The sequence below is a fragment of the Bacillus sp. FSL K6-3312 genome (assembly GCF_038007485.1).
GTDB lineage: Bacteria > Bacillota > Bacilli > Bacillales > Bacillaceae > Bacillus > Bacillus pumilus.
Genome location: NZ_JBBOXI010000001.1, coordinates 3534560 through 3558161 on the forward strand (window position 1 = coordinate 3534560; position 23602 = coordinate 3558161).

The following is a 23602-nucleotide window of genomic DNA, read 5'->3' on the forward strand; positions in this document are numbered from 1 at the left end:
TATGAGCAAAATGTATAAAGTGGAGATTGTCACACGTCCAGCCAATTTTGAAACATTAAAGGTGGAGCTTGGAAAGATTGGTGTCACTTCCATTACCTTTTCGAATGTACACGGCTGCGGTTTACAAAAGGGACATACAGAGCTATACCGCGGCGTCAAAAAGGAAAGTAATGTGTACGAACGATTAAAGATTGAAATCGTCCTAAGCGAAGTACCTGTCGAACAGGTCGTTGAAACAGCTCAAAAGGTACTTCGTACAGGCGAACCAGGGGATGGGAAAATTTTTATATATGAGATAGAAAATACAATCAACATTCGGACAGGTGAAGAAGGACCTGCCGCACTCTAAACCATCCCCCGCCGAGTGCGGGGGATTTTTTAAAGACAGAAAAAAACCTCTGCATGATTCATATACAGAGGTTTCAAGACTTAAGATTGTTTTGTTTCTTCAGATTGACTGCTGTCTTTAGAGGAATCAGAAGACTTTTCTTGATCAGAGGATTTCCCCTTCTCATCAGACTTTTCTTCAGATTTTTCTCCAGCAGGCTCTTTGGCCTTATCTTCAGCAGCAGGTTCCTTCGTTTTTTCATCAGCTTTTGGCTGAGCAGGTTCTTTTGCTTCTTCCGTCACTTCTTGCGCGGCCTTTTCAATAGTCGAAACAGGCTTGTCAATGAAGCTAAGTGGATTAAGCGCTAAACCTTCCATACGAATTTCAAAATGCACATGGTTGCCGCTTTCAGCACCATAAAGATTTTTACCAGAAGCACCGATGACATCATTCTGCTTCACTTCATCGCCTTCTTTAACACTCACTTGTGACAACGATTGATAAACAGTCGATAATCCATCTTCATGTTCAATTTCAACGACGTGACCGAGAACTGGATCTTTTTTCGCTTGAACCACTGTTCCACTAAGAGCAGCTGTGACATCAAACACTTTGCCATCTTTATCTGCAAGATCAATACCTTTGCTCAAGGTATAGGTGTTATTATAGTTTACAAGTGCTGCTTCTTTTTCTTTTTGATCAGCATCTGCTTCATAGAACTTTTTCACGACAGAAACATTATCAGAATTCTGGACTGGCATGGCAACATTTTCAATTGGCTTTCCAACTTCAACGGCATCATCACGCTGTTCTTGCCCTGTTTGGTTTCCATCAGATAGTTGGTCTTTCACATCTTTTGATACAGCTTGATACCAAAGAACGGCTGTTAACACGACCGCTGCGCTGACCAAGTAAATTGCAGGGAATACCCAGCGCTTACGGAAAAATTGCTGAACTTTTGTGATTTTGGAAGTACGTTTCTTTTCTTCCTCTCTCATTTTTCATCACCTCAGCAACATTCTGAACACTTTTCAAAAAATATATACACACGAAATCATTTTTCTTTTTATTTTGCGCAATCGCATCAATAATATGTATGATGAATGAAAAAAAGATGGGGGACTTTAATGTGAAAACTTTCAACCGTATAGCAATAGAAGATGACCTCAAAGCAATCGTTGATATTTACAATTCGACTATTGCTTCAAGAGAAGTAACCGCCGATACAGAACCAGTTTCAGTTGAAGACCGCCGGCAATGGTTTTTGAATCATTCAGAGAAAAGACCTCTCTATGTGAAAACAGATGAGGATGGACATATTTACGGCTGGCTCAGCTTTGAAACGTTTTATGGAAGACCCGCATACAACGGGACCGTTGAAATGAGTATTTACTTAAACCAAGACGATCGAGGGCGAGGCTTAGGATCACTTTTTTTACAAGAGGCCATTGAGTTGGCACCTTCACTAGGCATTCGAACATTACTCGCCTTTATTTTCGGGCACAACGAAGCCAGCATTCGATTATTTAAAAAGCACGGCTTTGAAACATGGGGTCACTTGCCACGCATCGCAGAAATGGACGGCAGCAGGTACGATTTAGACATTCTAGGAAAAGAATTATAAAACGAGCGTCTCTCCAACAAAGAGACGCCTTTTATGATGCGTGTAACAACTGTTCAAACTGTTTCGCATTTTGAACAGCCTTTCTTTGGAGGATGATGCCATGTTCATCTATCAGAATCGCTTGCGGAACCACAGTTACCCCATACAGCTCCATGATTTGCGAAGAGCGCACATACACAGCTTGATCAGGCAGCAATTGAAGAAGCAATGCATCATCTCCTTGTTCATCTCCATTGATGCAAATGAATTGAGTATCACCGCTAGAAATGTGCTGACGCATATCAGACAAAATGCTTTTGCATGTCATACAAGTGGTATTTACAAATAACAGCATCACGGCTCTTCCGTTCTGTAAATACTCCTTTAAAATAACCTTATCTCCTAAATGTGTATAGCTTCGAAATAACGGCGCACCATCACCAACATCCGCTTCCTTTAATTCAATCCCATCAAGGGATTTAATTTTACTCATAAATTTTCCGATAAAGCGGGCAAGCAAAAACACGACCGCCAACTGAGCAATGACAATGAATAACACAATAATTAGTAGAATATCAGTCATTTCACTTGGTCTCCTTCTATAAACGATTCAAATTGATTCATCCATTTTCTTTTGAACATCATGATTGTTTTCCCAACCGCTATAATCAAACAGACAGCCACTGCAATCAGAAAACAAATAATATGAAATGGCCACGGAATTGTTTCTACATAGGGATGTACATAAAACAACCCAATCACAAGAGCCAGCATCGACACATTACGAATCACAATTCCCCAGTGAAGGCGGTCATTTTCAAGCAAACCTCCACAGCCGCATGAAATGTGACGATGTCCTCTCAATAAATTGAAGGTGACCGCTCCAGTATAGATACATAAAAGTGCTGTAAGACCAATCGCAGGTACAAGAGACATGTTCCACACGAACAATAAACCCGTACAAGCCAATTCAACAGTCAAAAACAAATAAAACATGGGCGCCGTGAGCGCAGGAGGCAGCAGTCGATAAGCATTCATCTGCTGAATATGCGCCGTTTGTTTTCTCACTTTATCAAGCCATGAACCTGCAAAGATGATTCCTAATAAATAGACACCTATAAAATAAAAGACACTCACCTTACGCCATCTCCTTTTGTTGAAATAGTTGGGATTGTGCCTCGTAAAGTCTTTTGTACTCTCCATCTAGCGCCATCAGCTCTTCATGGTTCCCCTCTTCAACGAAAGCACCATCTTTCATCACGATAATCCGGTCTGCTAAGCGGGCCGCTCCCATACGGTGGGTGATAAACAAGACCCCTTGATCCTGCGTATGATCGAATAGCTTTCGAATGAGTGAAATCTCCGATAGCGGATCGAGAGCAGAAGTCGGTTCATCTAAAATGATAAAATCACTTTCTCTAAAAAAGGTTCTCGCCATCGCAAGCTTTTGCCATTGTCCCCCAGATAGTTCATGACCTTCTTCAAAAAACCGGCCAAGCTGCGCATCGTATGTTTCTTCCATTTGATGAATTCTTTTCTCTATGCCTGCTTGCCGTGCAGCTGAGATCATGCGCTCTTCCTTATCTATTTCGTTGATACGGCCAAATCCAATGTTTTCTTTCACAGTGAATTCGTACTTCATAAAATCTTGAAAAAGGACGGCCATTCTCGCATGATATGTTTTTTTATAAATGGTCGAAATCGATTCACCATTGACCCTTTGCATATTCGGCTTGTCTGGATCATATAAACCGGTCAAGCATTTAATCAAGGTCGTCTTACCTGATCCGTTATCCCCCACCAATGCAATGCGTTCACCTTTATCGATATGAAAATGTATATGTTCAATAGCAGGCGTTTTCATATTCGGATAGGTAAAAGAGAGATTTTCTAGCGTAATGGACTGAATACATTCAATCCTACGAAGCGATGCCGCTTCCTCTGTCTGCTCATCAATTTCTTCTTCTCTCTTTTGAAAAGTTCTCATTTCATCAATATAGAGACTCGTTTCATATAAACTAGAACATTCCCTCGTCAAATCCTGAAAACCACTTTGAATATTTTGCACAGCTTGGAGCACAGCAACAAACGTACCCGCAGCTAATTTCTTTTGAAAGATAAGAAAGACAATAAAAAGACCACAGCACACATAGGCAAATGTCATAAGCAATCCGCCTGCCATCTCCCAGCGAACCTGACGTTTTAGTAATTTATATTTTTCATCTGCACTTTTTACATAATGACCTTGCCATTTTTGAAGAAGATAATTTCCAATTCCATATAAACGGATTTCCTTCAATGAATCTCGCTGCGCAACAAGATCAGACACATACATTTCTCTTCGATCATTGGCCGTTAACATGCGGTTTAATTGATACCGTGCACCTCCAAAGAAAAGCTCAATCCACAAGACAGGCAGAGTACATAAGATCAGAATGACCGCCAAGCCCCAATGGATACCAATCATATAAATGAGAAGTGATACAACAGTAATCAATGCGCTCATGATTGTAAAAATACTTCTAACCATACTCAGAACATGCTGATGACTGTTCATCACACGTTGACTTTCATTATAAAAAGACGGGTGTTCAAATGTAATATATGGAAGCCTGATCGCTTTTTGAAGCAATTCACCCTTCAAATGCAAACCAATCAGATTTGTCGCTTTCTGCTGACTAAGCTGAAGAATGAATTGAAGCCCATATCCTAAAATCACAATGACCATTTGCAACCCAAATAACCTTAAGACCTTTTGAATATCTCCTGAAGAAGTCATGAATAAAATAATTTCATTAATCAATGTTTGAATAATCCAGACACTAGCCAAAGGCATAAAGCCAACGATCACTTGGATGAATAGAGTTAATAGAAGATATGATCGACTTCTTTTCCAAGTATAGGAGATTGCATATAAACAATGGTTCACTGTACTCATCAAACGCTCCACCTTACACCATTTAGTATAATTGACATATTTTTGATATTTATATTATGATAGCTCTGCGTAACTTCATTCTGAGAGGACGATATACGATGACTTCAATCTTACTTTTACAGCTAACTCTTATTCTTTGCAGCCTTTTATTGACGATCGGAATCATGATCTATTTAAAACATCAGATGGAATTAATCATCTTACCGATCCAGCATGTTGGACAAAAATTTGTTCATCCGCTACTCGAAAAACCATCACCTATTCAAATAAATGATCTACTGCAAACCAATCACAAGCAGCAGCTGCTTATATTCACTGACACAGCATGTCCGCATTGCAGCCCATCACTGGAACAATTCCTAGAAACGAAAAAGCAGCGTCAATTAGACATTTCTTTTAGTATTTTTCTAAAGAATGGGAAAAAAGAGGATCAAGAATTATATCGTGATAACCAAACCAACATGCGAATTATCTCAGTGGACGAACAAATGATAGGCGCCTTTCATATTGAAGAGTTTCCATATTACATCATGGTAGAAGAAGATGAAACAATCTCATATGCAGCCCCTTTTCCGGATGGTCTTTATTCAAGGTTTTCTGCAAAATAAACATAAATGAGGCATGTGAAGATAAAAAACACACGCCTCATTTTTTTATTAGTTTGAATCTGCCTGTATATCCTGATCCTTTTCCCTTGCGGCGATTTCACTCGCTTCACTTGAAGCTGTGGCTTGTTCCTCAGCTTGTTCAAACTCACTGCGAGCCTCATTTGAAATATCTACTTGGTCACCATGCTGATTCACAGTAACGGACGAAGAAGACGATTCTTTTTGAACCTCTTTCTCTAGTTCCTTTAATTTAGACACATGAAGCTCTAAATCTTTTCCTTGCTGAACTAGAGTCAGTTGTTGAAATAATGCCTTTCTCTCTTCTGGAGAATGGTCGCCTTGAACAATTTTCGCTGCTTGGTTTAAAAAAGAATTGGATGTTTGACTCGCTTGACGACTGTTTGACGTCTGCATAGCATTTGTTAAGAATGAAATTGAAGATATGCTCATGCGTTCACATCCTATTAAATAAAATCCTTGAATTTAGCAGCCACATCTAATGCGTTCTTGGCTAGTACAAATCTCACCTGTATCACGATCCACGTAGTAACGGAAAGTTCCAACACCTTGAAGGAAACAAGTTGGCGCTGATTTGCATGAAGTGACTAATTTTTGCAAAATACATCTTGAAGCTGCAGGTTGAACATTGGTCATTTTGTTTAAGAAACGATCTAACATATGAATTCCACCTTCCAATTTTTATGGTAATACAACACAATAATAACCAATTACAAGACAACTAACAACATATTTTGATAATTTTACTAATTATTTTTAACTACTAATCTTATTTATGACATAAATTGACGTTAAAATTCATAGTAAATGTTACTTTTTTCTTATTCAAAGATAATTTATTTATCCATAAATAGTAAAGTGAAGATAGAAATTTTTAAAAATTGTTCTACATTCACTCTTCCTAAAGTACTACCTGCTCAAGTATGATAAAGAATGAATACATAAAGGAGTGAACACCATTGCAACAAACTGAGAAAATCATTCAATCTCTACATTCGATCACAAAGTGGGGAAAAGTTGGTAGTATATTTCTCTATATTTCAGGTGGCTTAGCTATTCTTATTGGTTTTTGGCTTGTTCTTCCTGCTGCCCTTGGCGTCTTCCTCATTATGATGGGAATCCATGTACAAAAATCTGTAAACGCAGCTGAACAATTAATTCAAGCTCCTGATACTTCTTATGAAGAGTTATTAGAACAATATGCTAAGATGATGAAAATGCAGACGCTATTTGCCATATCAAGTATTGTCACAGCCATTCTCTCATTCATCGCCATTATCCTGATGCTGATATTAGGCGGTCTAGCATTTCTTCAAGAAATTCCTAGTGACATTCAGCACTACGAAGGTGAATACGAAGAAGAGCTTGGTGACTTTTATTAATGGAGGGGGTATCAATGAACATTTGATACCCCTTTTGTTTGATATTTGACATTGTTTTACCCTTCTAAGCTTGACATTCTATCTTGATCATTTTAAAATACAAATCGTAACAATTACGAATTAAAGGAGGGTCCTATTACTGATGCGTGTAAAAATTACCTTAGCCTGTACTGAAACTGGTGACAGAAACTATATCACAACAAAGAATAAAAGAACGAATCCAGACCGACTGGAGTTAAAAAAATATTCTCCTCGGTTAAAGAAATATACCCTTCATAGAGAAACAAAATAATTTTTAGGTTTCAAATCGTAATCATTACTTTTTAAGAGAGGCGGAAATGAACATGAGCATTGGCAAAGGGACAGAAGGAAATGAATAAACGAATACCCGTTACAGTATTAAGCGGTTTTTTAGGAGCAGGAAAAACAACGATATTAAATCATGTACTACAAAATCGTAAAGGGTTAAAAGTAGCTGTTATTGTTAATGACATGAGCGAAATCAATATTGATGCAGAACTTATCAAACAAGGCGGTGAGCTCTCTCGATCAGATGAGAAGCTAGTTGAATTATCCAATGGTTGTATTTGCTGCACATTAAGAGAAGATTTGTTAATCGAAGTAGAGCGCCTATGTAAGACTGGCCATATTGATTATATTGTCATTGAGTCAACAGGTATTAGTGAACCTATTCCAGTCGCGCAAACTTTCTCTTATATTGATGAAGAAATGGGGATAGATTTGACGCGCTTTTGCCGGCTAGACACGATGGTTACTGTTGTAGATGCGAACCGTTTCTGGACCGACTTCCAGTCAGGAGAAAGTCTATTAGACCGTAAACAAGCCGTTTCCGATGATGACGAACGAGAAATTTCCGATTTACTTATTGATCAAATTGAATTTTGCGATGTGTTGATTATCAATAAGTGTGATCTAGTATCAAACTCAGAATTAGACCGACTTGAGCACGTGCTGACCACACTTCAACCAGAAGCATCTATCATCAGAACCTCAAAAGGGCAAGTAAAGCCAAGTGACATTTTAAATACTGGTTTATTTGATTTTGAAAAGTCCAGTGCTTCTGCTGGCTGGATTAAAGAAATCAACGCTGGGCATTCTCAGCATACGCCAGAAACAGAAGAATACCAAATCTCCTCCTTTGTTTATGAAAGAAGACTTCCCTTCCATACTGGCAGGTTAAATAATTGGTTAGATCAGATGCCAGAGCAAATAGTTCGCGCTAAAGGATTTACATGGCTTGCCACACATCATGATTTAACCATTTTAATTTCACAGGCTGGAAAATCTGTTGCGATTGAACCAATTGCCTACTGGATTGCTGCCTTGCCTGAGCAAGAAAAAGCACAGATATTAAAGCAAGAACCAGAGCTTCTTGATGAGTGGGACGCAGAATTTGGTGACAGGCATACAAAACTTGTGTTTATTGGCGTAGATTTACCTAAAGCAGATATCATTCGCACACTTGATCAATGCTTGCTCACACCTGAGGAATTTGATCAAGAATGGACTACGTTTGAAGACCCCTTTCAATGGAAAATCCAACATTAAGCCAGGAGGGTTTTAAGTGGCAAAAAAATCTAAAATTGCTAAAGAAAAAAAGCGGCAGCAGCTTGTATTGAAATATGCAGAATTAAGAAAAGAGTTGAAAGAAAAAGGTGAATATGAAGCTTTACGGAAATTACCTAGAGACTCTTCCCCTACTCGCTTAAAAAACCGCTGTGAGTTAACCGGTCGTCCTAGAGGTTACTTACGAAAATTTAAAATGTCTAGAATTGCTTTTCGTGAGCTTGCCTATAAGGGCCAAATTCCAGGAGTGAAAAAATCGAGCTGGTAAAGATTGAGTTGATCTTATCACAACTCCCATAAAAGTAAAGCAGTAAAAAATGTTGAAAAATCTATTTTCTAAGCATATCTCAACCTTTTTGAGCCACAAAATAACATTTTAAAAACCAGCAGAGTTTCTGCTGGTTTTTGATCATGACAGGATTCTAAGATGAATAGACCTATTTCTATAAAAGGATTTTCAACAATGATTATGACATTTTCTCTACTTTTCAAAAAATCATGATCATGATACTTTGTTGTCACTACCCACCGATGTATGACATTTCAACTTTTTTCTGATCTTTCTTCTGCTCTCTCTCAGCTGAATATTGATCATCTCTATTCGACCATAGTTCCTTCAATATGTTCTTTATATCTTCATTATCTTTTGTTGAGCGAATCACCCGCTTCAGATCAAAACCCGATGATGCAAAAAGACATGTAAACAATTCACCGCGAGCAGAAAGTCTCGCTCTATTACATGTTCCACAAAAAGCATCTGAAACAGAAGAAATAATGCCTATCTCTCCTGAACCATCTTGGTAAAAGAATCGGTTGGCTACTTCACCTGGATATTGAGGAGGTTCTGGTTTGATGGGAAATGTTGAATCAATTAGACCAATGATCTCTTTCTTTGTCATGACATGCTCTAGATTCCATTTGTTCGTATTTCCGACATCCATAAACTCGATAAATCTGAGAACATGTCCTTCTTTTTTAAAGTAAGCTGCCATTGGTAAAACATCCTGATCATTCACACCTTTTTGAACAACCATATTGATCTTAATAGCAAGTCCAGCTTTTTTTGCAGCTTCAATCCCATCAAACACTTTTTGGATAGAAATATTCCTTCCGTTCATTTGCTTAAAACGGTCAGGATTTAATGAATCCAAACTAATGGTGACTCTTTGAAGACCTGCTTTCTTTAACTTATCAGCATATACAGGTAAAAGCGTTCCATTAGTTGTCATCGCAATATCTTCGATTCCTGGAATTTTTGAGAGCTTTTCTATTAAGATAGGCAAATCTTTTCGCATTAAAGGTTCACCACCCGTGATGCGTATTTTTACCACACCTAGGTCCTTTGCAAAAAGGGTAGCAAGCTGTTCAATTTCTTCGAAACTAAGCAGTTCTTCTTTATTCAAAAAAGGATAATCTGGTCCAAAAATTTCAGCAGGCATACAGTACGTACATCTAAAGTTACAGCGATCTGTTACTGATATTCTTAAATCGCGCAATGGTCGATGTCTCCTATCCAATATACTGTCCATACTTTGCCTCCTATTCTGTTATACGCTGATGGTGAGTGTAGATATTAAAAGATTCTCCTCTGACAAATCCAACTGTCGTGATATTTAATTCTTCTGCCATATTAAGCGCCAGCTCAGTAGGTGCTGATTTTGAGATGACGATCGACACTCCTAGTTTTGCTGCCTTCAATAGAACTTCTGACGATATCCGGCCGCTAAACACAAGAATTTTATCTCTAAGTGGAATTTGATGAAGTAAACAGTATCCATAGATTTTATCTAATGCATTATGTCTTCCTATATCAGTTCTAGTGATGAATAGCTTTTCTGTATCACACAGTCCAGCATTATGCACACCACCAGTATGTTGAAACAATTGACTTTCTTCTTGTAAACATTTCATTAGACGTATACAAGTATCAGCAGAAATGTTGATTCGATCAATGGCTGTTTTTGCTGTTTTTACATCTTGGAGAAAATAAAAGTGTCTCCCTTTCCCACAGCAAGAACCAATCACCCGCTTTGTAAAATCTGATGACTGAAATCGGCTTGAGTGAACTAAATCAACATAGGCAAAGCCCATACTTTCATCTATTGTAAACCTTTTAATCTCATTTTCAAATCGAATGACTCCTTCTGAAGCTAAAAAACCGATCACCAATTCTTTCAAATGATCTGGTGAACAAACAAGTGTTACAAATTCCTCTCCATTCACGATCACAGTTAAAGGAAATTCTTCTACAACTTCATCTGTTTTGCAAGTAAATTGACCTTCACGGTATTGGTGTATGACTCGTTTCTTTTTAACAGAAGGATTCATTGTATGACCTTCCTTTCAGCACAAATTTAGTTATATGAACCAATCAAATTGTGATATTATTTTAAAAAGTCATAAAAATGTAACATATTTCTATCTTATCAAACTTTTTGATTGCTTTATATGGGGGGAACAAAATGAACAAATCGAAAAATCGCTGGCTCATCGCAACAAGTGCTGTGGGAATTCATTTATCTATTGGGTCTGTTTATGCTTGGAGTGTGTTTACGAATCCTTTACATCAGGCCTTTCAGTGGTCACTCACAGAAATAAGCCTGACCTTCAGTATTGCTATTTTATTTTTAGGATTATCTGCTGCTTTCATGGGGCATTTCGTTGAAAGATATGGTCCAAGGGCATCAGGGCTCTTCTCAGCCATTTTCTTCGGTATCGGGATGACAGGGTCAGGATTCGCTGTCCACATGTCCTCACTCCCTCTCCTCTATTTATTTTATGGTGTACTCGCTGGGATAGGATTAGGGGTAGGCTACATTGCACCTGTATCAACTTTAGTGAAATGGTTTCCGGACCGAAGAGGACTTGCAACCGGCTTAGCTATTATGGGTTTTGGATTTGCGTCTCTTATTTGCAGCCCAATTATCCAATATCTCATTGAAAAAGTAGATATCGCAAATACCTTTTACATTCTTGGAATTTCCTATTTTATGATCATGGTGATTTCATCTCTTTATTTATCACCACCAACACCTGATGACATCAAACAATTTGATGTGTTAAAAACAAATCAAAGAAAAATCCCTCAGGATTTATCACAGCTTACAGCAAATGAAGCGATCAAAACACGACGTTTTTATTATTTATGGCTCATGCTCTTTATTAATATCACATGCGGAATTGCCATTATTTCAGTAGCATCGCCTCTTGCTCAAGAAAGTGTTGGATTCACTGCAGGTGCTGCAGCTACCCTTGTTGGCATTTTAGGTGCTTTTAATGGTTTAGGACGGATTGGCTGGGCTTCCTTCTCAGATTATATCGGAAGGCCGAATACGTATACAATCTTCTTTAGTATCCAGCTCATTGCTTTTCCTTTACTTCCCTACTTAAAAGAACCACTCGTCTTTTCAATCGTGATGGCAATCATTTATACGTGCTATGGAGGAGGGTTTGCCTCAATTCCAGCCTATATTGGGGATTTATTTGGCACGAAACAACTTGGTGCCATACACGGTTATATTTTGACAGCCTGGGCAGCTGCTGGTTTAGCAGGACCTTTATTTTCATCCTTTATCCGGGATATAACAGGTAACTACACGCAGAGTCTGATGGTGTTCTCTGGCTTATTTTTCATCGCTTTTATCATATCTCTTCTCATACGGAAGGATATTCAGCAGCTTAGAGAAACAAACCTTACTGCTGCTGCTTCTGTCTCATCCCGACCTTAATTTGAATTTGACAGAATCACAATCTAAAGGTAATTTTTAGATATGAAAACGCTTTATAAAGTAATAGGAGGGTGATGATATCATGGGGAAAACAAAACATAAGGGGCCTATTAAGCTTAATAAAAAACCCTCACCAAAGCTATGGGCCTCTTTTGCGCCTATGGGACTTGGAAAAGTAAAGCCGAAACACATTCGAGATACGATGAAAGTGGCTTGGGAGAACAAGGATAATCTCCCCTATGCATATCGTATTTTAACGCAAGGCGTGTGTGACGGCTGTGCCCTTGGTGTTTCAGGGTTATATGACCAAACGCTCGCAGGACCTCATATATGCACCACAAGACTAAATGTACTTCGTCTTAATACAATGCCAGCTATTGATCCAAAATGGTTTGAAGACATTCAACAGCTCAAACAAATGGACAGCACTACTCTCCGCAAACTTGGCCGTATCCCTTATCCACTGATTCGAAAAAAAGGTGACAATGCCTTTATGCGTATTTCCTGGGATGATGCATTAGATCAAATCGCAGCTAAAATCAAATCAATTGATAAACGGCAGCTCGCTTTCTATTTAACAGCTAGAGGAATTACAAATGAAGTCTATTATACCGCTGCGAAGGCAGCTCGCTTTATCGGGACAAATCATATTGATAATGCATCTCGCATTTGTCATTCACCGAGCAAAACCGCTCTTAAGCGATCTCTTGGCATAGGAGCCTCCAGCTGTAATTACAACGATTGGATCGGAACAGATGTCTTAATTTTTTGGGGATCTGTCGCAGCAAACAATCAGCCCGTTTCCACTAAATATATGTATGCGGCGAAAAAGAAAGGAACCAAAATTATTGTCATCAATCCGTACAAAGAACCTGCCATGGAAAAGTACTGGGTTCCCTCTATTCCAGAAAGTGCTTTATTCGGCACAAAAATCGCAGATGATTTCTATCAAGTCAATATAGGCGGCGATATTGCGTTTATGAACGGTGTCATCAAACATTGGTTTGACATGGAGCAACACGCGCCCCATTCCGCTCTTGATCATGAATTTATTCAAGCTCATACTACCGGCATACAGGATTTACAGCAGCATGTCGCACAGTTGAAATGGGAAGACCTTGAGGCATCATCAGGCTTATCAAAAGAAAGAATGAAGGAATTTGCCATCCTTCTTGCCAATGCCAATTCAGGCGTTTTTATTTGGAGCATGGGTCTTACCCAGCACCGCTTTGCAACGGATAATATATCACAGGTCGCTAACCTTGCTATGTTACGTGGATTTATTGGCAGGAAACATTGTGGTGTCATGCCAATTCGCGGGCATAGCGGTGTTCAAGGTTCTGGTGAAATGGGTGCTGACCCATTTGTTTTGCCGGGCAGTGATTTTGATGAAGAGAATATTGAAAGAATCGAAAAGATTTGGGGGTTTGACATTCCGAAATGGCATGGTGACACCATTGGGCAATCCTTTGAGAAAATGGCTCTCCCAAAAGAACATCCGCAAAAACTCAAAATGCTGTTTACGAGCGGCGGGAACTTTTTAGAAACGATGCCAAATCCAGATGCGATCGAAAAAGCATTATCTGAGCTTGAACTCCGTGTCCATCAAGATATCATTTTGAATACCTCTACGCTAGTAGAGGCAGAAGAGACGGTCATTGTTCTGCCTGCTATGACAAGATATGAACAGCCAGGCGGCGGTACATCAACTAGTACGGAACGCATGGTATATTTCAGTCCAGAAATTGAAGGACCTCGGATTGAGGAAGCCAGAGCAGAATGGGATATTTATATGGATCTTGCAAAAAGAGTACGCCCACAAGATGCTGAACTGATGCATTTCGAAACGGCTGAAGACATTCGCCGTGAGATTGCGATCGCAAATCGAAACTATGATGGCATACAGCATTTACGTCATAAAGGAGACGTTTTTCAATGGGGAGGTGCCTGGCTATGTGAAGACGGAGAGTGTCCAACACCGGACGGCAAAGGACATCTTCTTCCTGCCCAGCTGCCTCAATACCGAAAAACCGAGGGACATTTTAATATCACGACAAGAAGAGGAAAGCAATTCAACTCGATGATCTATAGTGAAAAGGATGCCTTTAATGGTGGGAAGCGTCATTCTATCTTGATGAATGACGAAGATGCTAAAGAGCTTTATGTCAAAGAAGGTGATCCAGTTGTTTTGTTTAATCAATATGGATCCTACCAAGGAGTCGCTCAATTCGGGGAGTTGAAACGTGGCAATATCGCTGTTTACTGGCCTGAAGGGAACGTTTTAATTCCAAAGGGTGTGTATGAGAGCTACTCACAGATTCCCGAATATAATACGGCGGCTATATTAGAAAAAGCTGAAACCTTTCATGCAAGAAAAGACCAGCACTACGTGGAGAAACGAATTGATGAATTAGAAACCACTTTGAATTGATCTTAAACTAAAAAACAGCTGGGGAAAACAATCCCCAGCTCCCATTCATATCCTACTGACCAAAAGTGCTCGCTGCATTTTGTAGAATGTGATTCAATTCTTCGGCATTTGCAGCCGGTTGATATTGTCCACCGCCTGCTTTTGCAACAGACTTTAGACTTTTGGCTTCTTTTTCATTCACGTCAAAGCCGATGATATTAACAATGGTGTCAATTCCGCCTTCATATAATTCCTTTGCTGCTTGTGAAGGGCTTCCTCCACAAGTTTCTTTACCATCACTGACGACATAGACAATGTTTTTCCCTTCAGCCTGGTGATCTTCAAAATCTTGCTTCGTATCTGTTAATGCTTTTGCAAGTGGTGTCCATCCAGTTGGCTTATACACATTCAGTGCTTGCTGAAATGTTGATGACTCATATGATCCAAATCCATAAACGGCTTCAGAGCTTCCACAAGAAATTGCTTTTCCAGCATTTTTATTGGTTCCTTCATGACCAAATACACGAAGAAGGACTTGTGTATCATCTAATAAAATACTTGCGAAGCTTTGAATAGAACGTTTGGCGATATCGATTTTCTTTTCGCCTTCAATTGATTGCGCCATGCTGCCGCTTAAATCGAGTAATATCACCACATGAGCCGGCTCCTGTTTTTTTGTCACAGCATGAGCTGGTGAAGAAAGAAGCAGGACAAGACTAGCCAAAATGGTTAATACAATATTGCGTTTCATTCATAAAAACCTCCCTTTTTACATTTGTACAGAAAAAGAGAAACGAAAGCATACATCAATCGTTTCCCTTTTGTTGAGCAAGTTATTCGTGTAGTTTTAATGATTCTGCTGACAGGATAGAACCCATTTCTTTACCAGTGCTTGCTTGGTAGTAATGGCCTTTACCAGCTTTGGCTACTTGCTTTAATTGACCTTCATAGCCATCGTTAAAGTCTAATCCAATGACATTAACAACAGTCGAGCCTTTTGAGTTATGCAATTCTTTTGCTACTTTTACTGGATCCCCGCCACAAGTTTCTTCGCCATCAGTGATGAGGTACACAATATGTTTTGTTCCATTATTAAGCTGTTCATCCGCTTGTTTTGCATGTTCAAGAGCACGAGCAATCGGTGTCCAGCCATTTGGTCCAAGTCCGTTTAAAGAGTTTTCAAAGCTTTCTTTTTCGTAAGGCTGTACGCCATAAACGCCTCTAATGACTTCACATGATTGAGCTTTACCTGAATTTTTGTTGTTTCCTTCAGAGCCAAACAAGCTCATACGAATTTTAGCGTCTTTTGGAAGTGACTGAGCAAATTTAAATACCTCTTGTTTTGCGATGTCAAATTTGCGTTCTCCCTCTACTTTTCTTGCCATGCTTCCACTTGCATCAAGTAAGATGGTGACTCTTACATCTTTGTTATGTTTTTTGACTGTAGATGCTTTTGCAAATACTGGTGAAGAGATTGACATAGATAATGTCAATACAGCTAAGGTTACGAGTGTAAATACTTTTTTCAACATCATTTTTTCCTTCCTCCCTATGTATTAAATTGAAACATCTTAATCGTAAAATATTCTGTCTTGGAATGGTATAGGACTCGGTCCCTTTTTCTCTTTCATCAAAATCACTAAAAATCTGTCAGTTGTCTAGATATATTCACCCAACACATCATTTTTTCTTTTGATTTCTCCTTCTTTCGAGGGGCTTTGTATCGGCCATCGGTTCTTGTCGGGACGTAAATGTTTAAGATTTCCTGAGGTGCGTCTTAAGTCGCAAATTGACACATTCTGTTCAAACCTCTTGGAACACACAAAAAAAGATGCCCCCATTTTGAGGCACCTTTGCTTTATTTTTTAGCCATATATGTGTTAAGAAAACGATCAGCTGATTCAATTTGAATCCCTTTATAATAATGTTTCACGATAGCATCTACTTTTTTGCCTGACTGTGCCATATAATGCGCACCGTACTGACTCATTCCAACACCATGGCCATACCCCTTTGTCGTGATGATAATTTGCTGGCCCTGTCGTTCCCATGTAAAGTCCGCTGAGTGAAGCCCTAATGACTCTCGAATGTCTCTGCCTGTCAGTGTTTTACCGTTTATTACGGCTTTCGCCACTTGATTTCCAGGTGTCCGTTCTACAATCTGTCCTACCTGAGCCTGCTGAGTGAGCGTCACACCTAATTTTTGCTGAAATTCATTCACTGAGATGGTTTTCTTGTTTTGAAATTTTGGCGATTTTTCGTCCCATTTACTTGGGACACTTTTCAAATATGGGATTTCATTTTTCCAATAAGCTTCGGCATTTTCCGTTTTCCCGTTACTTGTTGAAAAGAATGAGGCATCAATTGGTTTTTCGTTGTAGGTCAACACTTTTCCTTGTGTGCTAGCAACAGCTTCTGTGACTTTTTTTAACTTCCAATTGTACGCTTTTCCCCAAATTTTCTTGAGTTCCTGCTTGTTTTTATAAACTTGGAACATTTGGGTATCATCTACAAGAGAGCCCTTTGGTGATTTGACGGTCTTATCGATGATCATTTGTCTGACGATATACGTTCTTGCGGCGAGTGCCTGTGCCTTAAGTGCTTCCATCTCAAAATCAGCTGGCATTTCAGATGCTACGACACCGATCACATACTCTTCTAAGGGGATGTTTTCTACCTGCTGATGAGCTGAACGATAGACGGGGATAGCGACGGGTGATTGCTTCAATTTGACTGTACCCTTCACTTCTTTTTTAACTGATGGCTCCGCTGATACATGCTGGCTTGCCTCCGGTTTCCCTTGAAACGTCGGCAACACAAGTAAAGTTGGAATCATTAAAATAATGATGCATATTCCTGCGATTGTCCATATCATTGGTTTCATATTTGGCTGCCCCCATTTGTCATTGAATCTCTTTTATCCTATGGGCGGGGACAAGCTAATATGACAGCTTCTTTCATTCGGTGGACAAGTCTTTTGATGAAGATAAGAGGCTGTTTATCAACTGATTTTACTGTTCGTCTTTATGAATAAAATTTAAGATGGTTGGATACACTAATGATAAGCTTTGAAAATAAATCATTCTATGATTCTAAAAAAAAAATCAGCATGCCCCAATGGACACACTGATTTCTTTATGATTACGCGTTCAGATCTGATACAACTTGTTCTTGTGTCACATCTGCTGTTTCATCATTTACTCTTTCAATATCTGCACCGATTGCTGCAAGCTTCTGGTGGAAGTTCACATAACCACGATCGATATGCTTCAACTCAGTGACACGTGTATGACCTTCTGCTACTAATCCAGCAAGTACAAGTGCTGCTCCTGCTCTTAAATCAGTCGCTGACACTTCAGCACCTTGAAGTTGAACCGGCCCGTTGATAATGACAGAGCGACCCTCAATTTTAATATCACCATTCATACGGCGGAATTCTTCTGCATGCATAAAGCGGTTTTCAAATACCGTTTCTGTGATCATGCTTGTTCCGTTCGCACGAAGCAATAGCGCCATCATCTGAGATTGCATATCCGTTGGGAAACCAGGATGTGGCATTGTTTTTAGATCGATTGGCTTGAGCTCAGATGGTCCAATGACTCTTAAACCTTCTTCTTCTTCAATGATCTGAATACCCATTTCTTCCATTTTTGCTACAAGTGATGTCATGTGCTCCGGCACTGCGCCTTTCACAAGAACATTTCCTTCTGTAATGGCTGCTGCCACCATGAAAGTACCTGCTTCAATTCTGTCAGGGATGATGTTGTGTTTTGCACCGTGAAGTGTTTCCACACCTTCGATTTTGATTGTACCAGTACCAGCTCCGCGAACCTTACCACCCATGGCATTGATGTAGTTTGCCAAATCAACAATTTCAGGTTCTTTTGCTACGTTTTCTAAAATCGTTGTTCCTTCAGCTAATGCTGCTGCCATAATGATGTTTTCAGTTGCGCCAACACTTGGGAAATCCAAATAGATTTTCGCACCTTTTAAACGGCCTTTAACTTCAGCCTCGATGAAACCATTTCCTACTTGAATTTTAGCTCCCATTGCTTCAAAGCCTTTTAAATGCTGGTCAATTGGTCTTGAACCAATCGCACACCCTCCAGGTAATGCAACTCTTGCATGACCTGTTCTTGCTAAAAGTGGTCCCATGACGAGCACAGACGCTCGCATTTTACGGACATACTCAAACGGAGCCTCAGTTTCTAGTGCATGAGATGCATCCACTGATACTTCGTTATTTTCAAAATGTACTTCTGCTCCTAAATGACGTAACACTTCATTGATTGTATATACATCGGAGAGCGTAGGTACATCACAAATTACGCTTTTTTCTGTACTTGCTAACAAAGATGCAGCGATAACTGGTAAAACGGCATTTTTTGCTCCTTCTACTTTAACTGTGCCGTTTAACTTTTGACCGCCGCGGACGATGATTTTTTCCAAGGTCTTCCCCTCCGCGTCCCAAATTCTCTATATTAATATTCAGTCGTTACGATTGGTGTGCCAACCGTAATCGTATGATTTTCGTTCATTTCCGAACTTCTGATGGCAATTTGAACATTCATTTTATCATTTGAAGTCATAATGAACTGTTCCCACTTATCTGTGTAAGCGGAAAGCGACACAAAATTAGACTCAACGAGATACTCAACTGGTTTTGCTTGAAATTCATTTGCTAACATTTCAGCCTTTTTTTGCAAAACAACATCCATCATACCATTTACATGACCATCGAGACAAGTAAAAATTACAAATTTCTCTTGTAATATGCTTTTTGCATGACGTACGAACTGATCATATGTATGCTCCCAGGTATTCAGTGGGCGAGCACCTTTTTGCTCATATAATAAATACGACTTTTGATTGGATTTTGTGTCGGTCTTCACGAGTAAAATTTTCGATAATGTATCATTTTTTTCATCTTTGTAAATTCCTGTGACTTTGGTGACATGTTCTTCTTCTTTTTCGGTCCACTCATACTGTCGTAGTTCGTCTTTGAAACGTTTCACTTTTTTTGAAAATTGTTCGGATGAAATGTCTACATTTGTTTTGGCGTGAAGAGTCCATCCATCTACTTCAATTTGCTGGTTTTTTAGACCTTCTGCTATTTGGACGAGCGGAGAAGATTCTTCCGCACGAACACCTTGAATCATCAGAACAAAAAAAAGAATAAACGCAAATAATGGCCAACCTTTTACATACTTTCTCACTTGTCATTCCCCCTTGCTACAAGTGTTGCCGCAAGGAGGTCTATGCATACGTGGAAAAGTCATCAAAGGCCATACTTTTGACACTTCTTTTTAAGTTCCCGCATAAGGCAGTGACCAAACCTTTTACGTTAGAACATATAAGGTATTTGTCTGGAGAAATTTAAGTAATCAAGGAAGAAATTGCTGACTGCAGATGCAATAGCAATGGTAATGAGCATCATCAGCAATCTTGCCTGAATGATTTTCCCTTTTTTAATCAGTGGGTCAATATTTACGGCAAGCAATGCCCACCATGTAACCGCAATAAAAAACAGGTGGATCACAATACTAACAATTGCTTGTTGTCCTACGTCTTCCATACAGTTGAATCCTCCTTTTATTTATTTCTGTAAAGGAAAACTCCCTTTCATTATATCCTCGAAAATCGGAAAGATGAATCATTTGGAAAAAAGAGCTACATTTAGAGTAAATCCCCTCTTATCCTGGTGCCAAGGAGATGATATACTGCGTGTGAAAGGAGCTGAACATATTGAAAGATTCTTTTCCTGACTTTGTTGATTTGTACGGAGAACTGGTTCCCTCATTTGATCATGAATGGGAGGCCATTGCTTTCTACTTTGATTATAGACAGACACAGCTAGAAGAATTAGCGCAATTGTGTCATTTTCATAACATTTCTTTGGATTACTCTGAGGAAAGCCTGAATCAGTTAGAATCACTTTACTTTGATGCATTTACCAAGCAGCTGTTTGCCGAGTGGAAAATGCCAATAGATGCATTAGAAGCGATGATGAGTGTGTATATGGGAGAGGTTGTTCTTCGTCATCATTCAGATGCTGACTGGGTGGTACGGCCTTATATGGACTCTCCACATCAATATACGCTGGGTTTGCGACGGCACAATAAAACGTGGCATAGTACGCAGTTTTGCGAGCACTTATATCTTGAAAAACAGGATTCTCATCCATATGTGTCAATGTACCAATCCCTCATGTCACTTTAAAAAAATCCTTCTTATCATTGTGATAAGAAGGATTTTCTGTTTTATTTCCCTGCTACATTTAAACGGTTTAACGCCCGTTTTAATGCGAGTTCCGCCCGGCGTATATCACTTTCATTCGGGTGGTTCAAATGCTCTTCAGCACGCTGTTTCGCTGATTTAGCACGATCGACATCAACTTTATCTGATGTTTCAGCGGCCTGAGCAAGAATGGTTACTTGTTCAGGGCGAACTTCAACAAATCCGCCACTTACTGCAACCAATTCAGTTGATCCACTATGTTTTAAGCGAACTGCACCGATTTTTAGCGGAGCAACCATTGGAACGTGGCCAGCTAAAATACCAAGCTCACCGCTTTCTGCTCTGACACTGACCATTTCCACATCCGCTTGATACACTGGGCCGTCGGGAGTAACGATATTGACTTGAACGGTCTTCATGCTTTTACCCTCCTAAGGACCAGATTAGGCCTCTACACCCATCTCTTTGGCTTTTTCAACCACTTCTTCAATGCGTCCAACTAAGCGGAATGCATCTTCTGGAAGGTGATCGTATTTACCAGATAAGATTTCCTTGAAGCCTTTAACAGTTTCCTTCAATGGCACGTAAGAACCTTTTTGGCCAGTGAACTGCTCTGCTACGTGGAAGTTTTGAGATAGGAAGAATTGAACACGACGCGCTCTGTGTACCACAAGCTTATCGTCCTCTGATAATTCATCCATACCTAAAATGGCAATGATATCTTGTAGTTCTTTATAACGCTGCAATGTTTGCTGCACTTCACGTGCGATGGCATAGTGCTCTTCGCCAACGATCTCAGGTGCAAGTGCACGAGATGTTGAAGCAAGAGGATCAACCGCTGGGTAAATACCCATTTCAGTCAGCTTACGCTCAAGGTTTGTCGTTGCATCAAGGTGAGCGAACGTTGTTGCTGGAGCTGGATCCGTATAGTCATCCGCAGGTACATAGATCGCTTGAATCGATGTAACCGATCCTACGTTTGTAGACGTGATACGCTCTTGCAGCTGACCCATTTCTGTTGCAAGTGTCGGCTGATAACCTACCGCTGAAGGCATACGTCCAAGAAGGGCTGATACTTCAGAACCTGCTTGTGTAAAACGATAGATGTTATCGATGAAGAACAATACGTCTTGACCTAGTTCATCACGGAAATGCTCTGCCATTGTCAAACCAGTTAGGGCAACACGCATACGTGCACCTGGTGGCTCGTTCATTTGACCGAAGACCATGGCTGTTTTTTCGATAACGCCAGAATCTTTCATTTCGTAGTAAAGGTCGTTTCCTTCACGTGTACGCTCTCCAACACCAGCGAATACAGAAATACCGCCATGTTCTTGTGCGATGTTGTTGATCAATTCTTGAATCAGAACGGTTTTACCTACACCGGCTCCACCGAATAGACCGATCTTTCCGCCCTTGATGTAAGGAGCAAGAAGGTCAACAACTTTAATACCCGTTTCAAGAATTTCAACTTCTGTAGAAAGTTGATCAAAAGAAGGCGCTTGTCTGTGGATTGGATCTCTTTGAGCTTCCACACCAAGTGGCTCATCTAAGTCAATATTATCTCCCAGTACGTTGAATACACGTCCAAGTGTTACGTTACCAACTGGTACTGAAATTGGTTTTCCAAGGTCTACAGCTTCCATACCGCGCTTCACACCATCTGTTGATGCCATTGCGATGGTTCTGACTGTATTATCACCTAAATGTAGTGCTACTTCTAAAGTTAAGTCGATAGTAACTTCACTTTCACTTTCCGCTTTATGCGAAACTCTGATCGCATTATAAATCTCAGGCAAGTGACCGTCTTCAAAATGAACGTCTACGACTGGTCCCATGATCTGACTGATGCGTCCTGTTTTCATTGCATTCCCTCCTGACAATTATTTCTATTCTAAGGCAGCTGCTCCGCCGACAATTTCTGTAATCTCTTGTGTAATCGCTGCTTGACGAGCACGGTTGTAAGAGAGTGTCAGGCTGTCGATCAATTCCTTTGCGTTGTCTGTTGCACTCTTCATTGCTGTCATCCTTGCAGCATGTTCACTTGCTTTACTGTCAAGAAGCGCACCGAAAATCAAACTCTCTGCATATTGAGGAAGGAGAACTTCAAGAATTTCTTCTTCAGAAGGCTCAAACTCATAAGATGCGGAACGTTTATTGGGTGTCGCTGCGGCCGAAATGTCCGTTAGCGGCAATAATTTCTTCTCTGTTACTTCTTGTGAAATGGCACTGACAAAGTGGTTGTAGAACATGTAAAGTTCGTCAAACGCTTCATCAGAGAACATTTGAACTGTACTGCTTGCTAATTCTTTAATATCAGCAAACGCTACTTCGTCTCCAAGCCCTGTGACTTCAGAAATAACTGGAATACCGCGCTTTTTGAAGAAGTCGCGTCCGATTTTACCAATCACAATCACCGTATATTCATCAGCGGATTGATGACGAGATTGAATGGTTTGGTAAGCGGCACGCAAAATCGAGCTGTTAAAAGGTCCTGCAAGTCCTCGATCAGATGTAATGACGAGATACCCTGCTTTCTTGACAGGTCTTGAAAGAAGCATTGGGTGCTTAGCACTTGTTCCAGTTGCGATTGCAGCAACGACTTCCTGGATTTTCTCCATGTAAGGAACAAAAGACTTCGCATTGTTTTCAGCACGATTCAGTTTCGCAGCTGATACCATTTGCATCGCTTTTGTGATCTGACTCGATTTTTTCGTTGACGTGATCCTTGACTTTATATCGCGTAATGAGGCCAAAGATTTC

27 protein-coding genes are annotated in these 23602 nt (G+C 39.9%); 10 read left to right on the forward strand and 17 right to left on the reverse strand.

Annotation, left to right across the window (positions count from 1 at the left end):
* Position 1 precedes the first annotated feature (1 nt).
* Positions 2 to 349 carry a P-II family nitrogen regulator gene (locus MHI11_RS18540; RefSeq protein WP_003214763.1) on the forward strand — a complete coding sequence of 116 codons (348 nt, stop codon included), beginning with the start codon at positions 2 to 4 and terminating at the stop codon, positions 347 to 349.
* An 80-nt stretch (positions 350 to 429) separates the two neighbouring features.
* On the opposite strand, the gene MHI11_RS18545 is transcribed toward MHI11_RS18540, so the two are convergent.
* A complete protein-coding gene (locus tag MHI11_RS18545) occupies positions 430 to 1326 on the reverse strand; it encodes a peptidoglycan DD-metalloendopeptidase family protein (RefSeq protein ID WP_003214850.1) in 897 nt (298 codons plus the stop codon).
* Between the two features lie 116 nt (positions 1327 to 1442).
* Between MHI11_RS18545 and MHI11_RS18550 the strand changes: the two genes are divergently transcribed.
* The gene (locus MHI11_RS18550) at positions 1443 to 1952 is read left to right on the forward strand and encodes a GNAT family N-acetyltransferase (protein WP_044140124.1); all 510 of its coding nucleotides are present in this window, start codon (positions 1443 to 1445) and stop codon (positions 1950 to 1952) included.
* 31 nt (positions 1953 to 1983) lie between these two features.
* On the opposite strand, the gene MHI11_RS18555 is transcribed toward MHI11_RS18550, so the two are convergent.
* Genes MHI11_RS18555 through MHI11_RS18565 form a run of 3 tightly spaced genes read right to left on the reverse strand, consistent with a single transcriptional unit; the run spans position 1984 to position 4869 of the window.
* On the reverse strand, positions 1984 to 2514 hold the full coding sequence (locus MHI11_RS18555) for a TlpA family protein disulfide reductase (RefSeq protein ID WP_340961991.1): 531 nt from the start codon (positions 2512 to 2514) through the stop codon (positions 1984 to 1986).
* A complete protein-coding gene (locus MHI11_RS18560; RefSeq protein WP_335351371.1) occupies positions 2511 to 3068 on the reverse strand; it encodes a MauE/DoxX family redox-associated membrane protein in 558 nt (185 codons plus the stop codon). The genes MHI11_RS18555 and MHI11_RS18560 overlap by 4 nt, the downstream gene beginning before the upstream one ends.
* A gap of 1 nt (position 3069) precedes the next feature.
* A complete protein-coding gene (locus MHI11_RS18565; protein WP_340961996.1) occupies positions 3070 to 4869 on the reverse strand; it encodes an ABC transporter ATP-binding protein in 1800 nt (599 codons plus the stop codon).
* A 98-nt stretch (positions 4870 to 4967) separates the two neighbouring features.
* Here MHI11_RS18565 and MHI11_RS18570 point away from each other — a divergent pair, with 98 nt between their 5' ends.
* Positions 4968 to 5477: a hypothetical protein gene (locus MHI11_RS18570; protein WP_340961998.1), complete on the forward strand. Its 510-nt coding sequence runs from the start codon at positions 4968 to 4970 to the stop codon at positions 5475 to 5477.
* A 48-nt stretch (positions 5478 to 5525) separates the two neighbouring features.
* On the opposite strand, the gene MHI11_RS18575 is transcribed toward MHI11_RS18570, so the two are convergent.
* Positions 5526 to 5927: a hypothetical protein gene (locus MHI11_RS18575; protein WP_185107725.1), complete on the reverse strand. Its 402-nt coding sequence runs from the start codon at positions 5925 to 5927 to the stop codon at positions 5526 to 5528.
* Between the two features lie 33 nt (positions 5928 to 5960).
* On the reverse strand, positions 5961 to 6155 hold the full coding sequence (locus MHI11_RS18580; protein WP_003215165.1) for a hypothetical protein: 195 nt from the start codon (positions 6153 to 6155) through the stop codon (positions 5961 to 5963).
* Positions 6156 to 6454: 299 nt separating this feature from the next.
* Between MHI11_RS18580 and MHI11_RS18585 the strand changes: the two genes are divergently transcribed.
* The 4 genes from MHI11_RS18585 (at position 6455) to rpsN (ending at position 8732) form a co-directional block, all read left to right on the forward strand.
* Complete coding sequence (locus tag MHI11_RS18585) at positions 6455 to 6877, forward strand: DUF5362 family protein (RefSeq protein ID WP_340961999.1); 423 nt, start codon at positions 6455 to 6457, stop codon at positions 6875 to 6877.
* A 142-nt stretch (positions 6878 to 7019) separates the two neighbouring features.
* Entirely contained in the window at positions 7020 to 7169 is a 150-nt protein-coding gene (gene rpmG, locus MHI11_RS18590; protein WP_003214771.1) for a 50S ribosomal protein L33, read from the forward strand.
* An 80-nt stretch (positions 7170 to 7249) separates the two neighbouring features.
* Positions 7250 to 8446 (forward strand): GTP-binding protein, encoded by a 1197-nt coding sequence (locus MHI11_RS18595; protein WP_050944430.1) that lies wholly within the window; start codon positions 7250 to 7252, stop codon positions 8444 to 8446.
* Positions 8447 to 8462: 16 nt separating this feature from the next.
* Positions 8463 to 8732, forward strand: coding sequence for a 30S ribosomal protein S14 (gene rpsN / locus MHI11_RS18600; protein WP_003215208.1), 270 nt, complete (start codon positions 8463 to 8465; stop codon positions 8730 to 8732).
* Between the two features lie 253 nt (positions 8733 to 8985).
* Here the strand turns inward: rpsN and moaA are convergent, their stop codons facing one another.
* Both moaA and fdhD read right to left on the reverse strand, forming a co-directional pair.
* Positions 8986 to 9993, reverse strand: a complete 1008-nt coding sequence (gene moaA, locus MHI11_RS18605) for a GTP 3',8-cyclase MoaA (RefSeq protein WP_065097872.1) — start codon at positions 9991 to 9993, stop codon at positions 8986 to 8988.
* A gap of 10 nt (positions 9994 to 10003) precedes the next feature.
* On the reverse strand, positions 10004 to 10792 hold the full coding sequence (gene fdhD / locus MHI11_RS18610; protein ID WP_106066096.1) for a formate dehydrogenase accessory sulfurtransferase FdhD: 789 nt from the start codon (positions 10790 to 10792) through the stop codon (positions 10004 to 10006).
* Positions 10793 to 10926: 134 nt separating this feature from the next.
* Here fdhD and MHI11_RS18615 point away from each other — a divergent pair, with 134 nt between their 5' ends.
* Positions 10927 to 12192, forward strand: a complete 1266-nt coding sequence (locus MHI11_RS18615; RefSeq protein WP_044140135.1) for an L-lactate MFS transporter — start codon at positions 10927 to 10929, stop codon at positions 12190 to 12192.
* A gap of 82 nt (positions 12193 to 12274) precedes the next feature.
* Positions 12275 to 14623, forward strand: a complete 2349-nt coding sequence (locus MHI11_RS18620) for an FdhF/YdeP family oxidoreductase (RefSeq protein ID WP_340962000.1) — start codon at positions 12275 to 12277, stop codon at positions 14621 to 14623.
* A gap of 52 nt (positions 14624 to 14675) precedes the next feature.
* Here MHI11_RS18620 and MHI11_RS18625 read toward each other — a convergent pair whose 3' ends face one another.
* The 6 genes from MHI11_RS18625 to MHI11_RS18650 all read right to left on the reverse strand — a co-directional run bounded on the left by MHI11_RS18625 (position 14676) and on the right by MHI11_RS18650 (position 20177).
* Positions 14676 to 15353: a VWA domain-containing protein gene (locus MHI11_RS18625; protein ID WP_340962002.1), complete on the reverse strand. Its 678-nt coding sequence runs from the start codon at positions 15351 to 15353 to the stop codon at positions 14676 to 14678.
* 82 nt (positions 15354 to 15435) lie between these two features.
* Positions 15436 to 16134: a VWA domain-containing protein gene (locus MHI11_RS18630; protein WP_340962349.1), complete on the reverse strand. Its 699-nt coding sequence runs from the start codon at positions 16132 to 16134 to the stop codon at positions 15436 to 15438.
* A gap of 326 nt (positions 16135 to 16460) precedes the next feature.
* Positions 16461 to 17486, reverse strand: coding sequence for a stage II sporulation protein D (gene spoIID, locus MHI11_RS18635; protein ID WP_340962004.1), 1026 nt, complete (start codon positions 17484 to 17486; stop codon positions 16461 to 16463).
* A gap of 257 nt (positions 17487 to 17743) precedes the next feature.
* Positions 17744 to 19051 (reverse strand): UDP-N-acetylglucosamine 1-carboxyvinyltransferase, encoded by a 1308-nt coding sequence (murA, locus tag MHI11_RS18640; protein ID WP_034660278.1) that lies wholly within the window; start codon positions 19049 to 19051, stop codon positions 17744 to 17746.
* 32 nt (positions 19052 to 19083) lie between these two features.
* Complete coding sequence (locus MHI11_RS18645) at positions 19084 to 19818, reverse strand: YwmB family TATA-box binding protein (RefSeq protein WP_044140140.1); 735 nt, start codon at positions 19816 to 19818, stop codon at positions 19084 to 19086.
* A gap of 128 nt (positions 19819 to 19946) precedes the next feature.
* Entirely contained in the window at positions 19947 to 20177 is a 231-nt protein-coding gene (locus MHI11_RS18650; protein WP_044140141.1) for a DUF1146 family protein, read from the reverse strand.
* A 170-nt stretch (positions 20178 to 20347) separates the two neighbouring features.
* Here MHI11_RS18650 and MHI11_RS18655 point away from each other — a divergent pair, with 170 nt between their 5' ends.
* Positions 20348 to 20821 carry a hypothetical protein gene (locus MHI11_RS18655; RefSeq protein ID WP_065098079.1) on the forward strand — a complete coding sequence of 158 codons (474 nt, stop codon included), beginning with the start codon at positions 20348 to 20350 and terminating at the stop codon, positions 20819 to 20821.
* Positions 20822 to 20862: 41 nt separating this feature from the next.
* Here the strand turns inward: MHI11_RS18655 and MHI11_RS18660 are convergent, their stop codons facing one another.
* The 3 genes from MHI11_RS18660 to MHI11_RS18670 are packed head-to-tail and all read right to left on the reverse strand — an operon-like array spanning position 20863 to position 23595.
* Positions 20863 to 21258: a F0F1 ATP synthase subunit epsilon gene (locus MHI11_RS18660; RefSeq protein ID WP_044140142.1), complete on the reverse strand. Its 396-nt coding sequence runs from the start codon at positions 21256 to 21258 to the stop codon at positions 20863 to 20865.
* A gap of 24 nt (positions 21259 to 21282) precedes the next feature.
* Positions 21283 to 22704, reverse strand: a complete 1422-nt coding sequence (atpD, locus tag MHI11_RS18665; protein ID WP_034660283.1) for a F0F1 ATP synthase subunit beta — start codon at positions 22702 to 22704, stop codon at positions 21283 to 21285.
* A gap of 24 nt (positions 22705 to 22728) precedes the next feature.
* On the reverse strand, positions 22729 to 23595 hold the full coding sequence (locus tag MHI11_RS18670) for a F0F1 ATP synthase subunit gamma (RefSeq protein ID WP_044140144.1): 867 nt from the start codon (positions 23593 to 23595) through the stop codon (positions 22729 to 22731).
* Positions 23596 to 23602 lie beyond the last annotated feature (7 nt).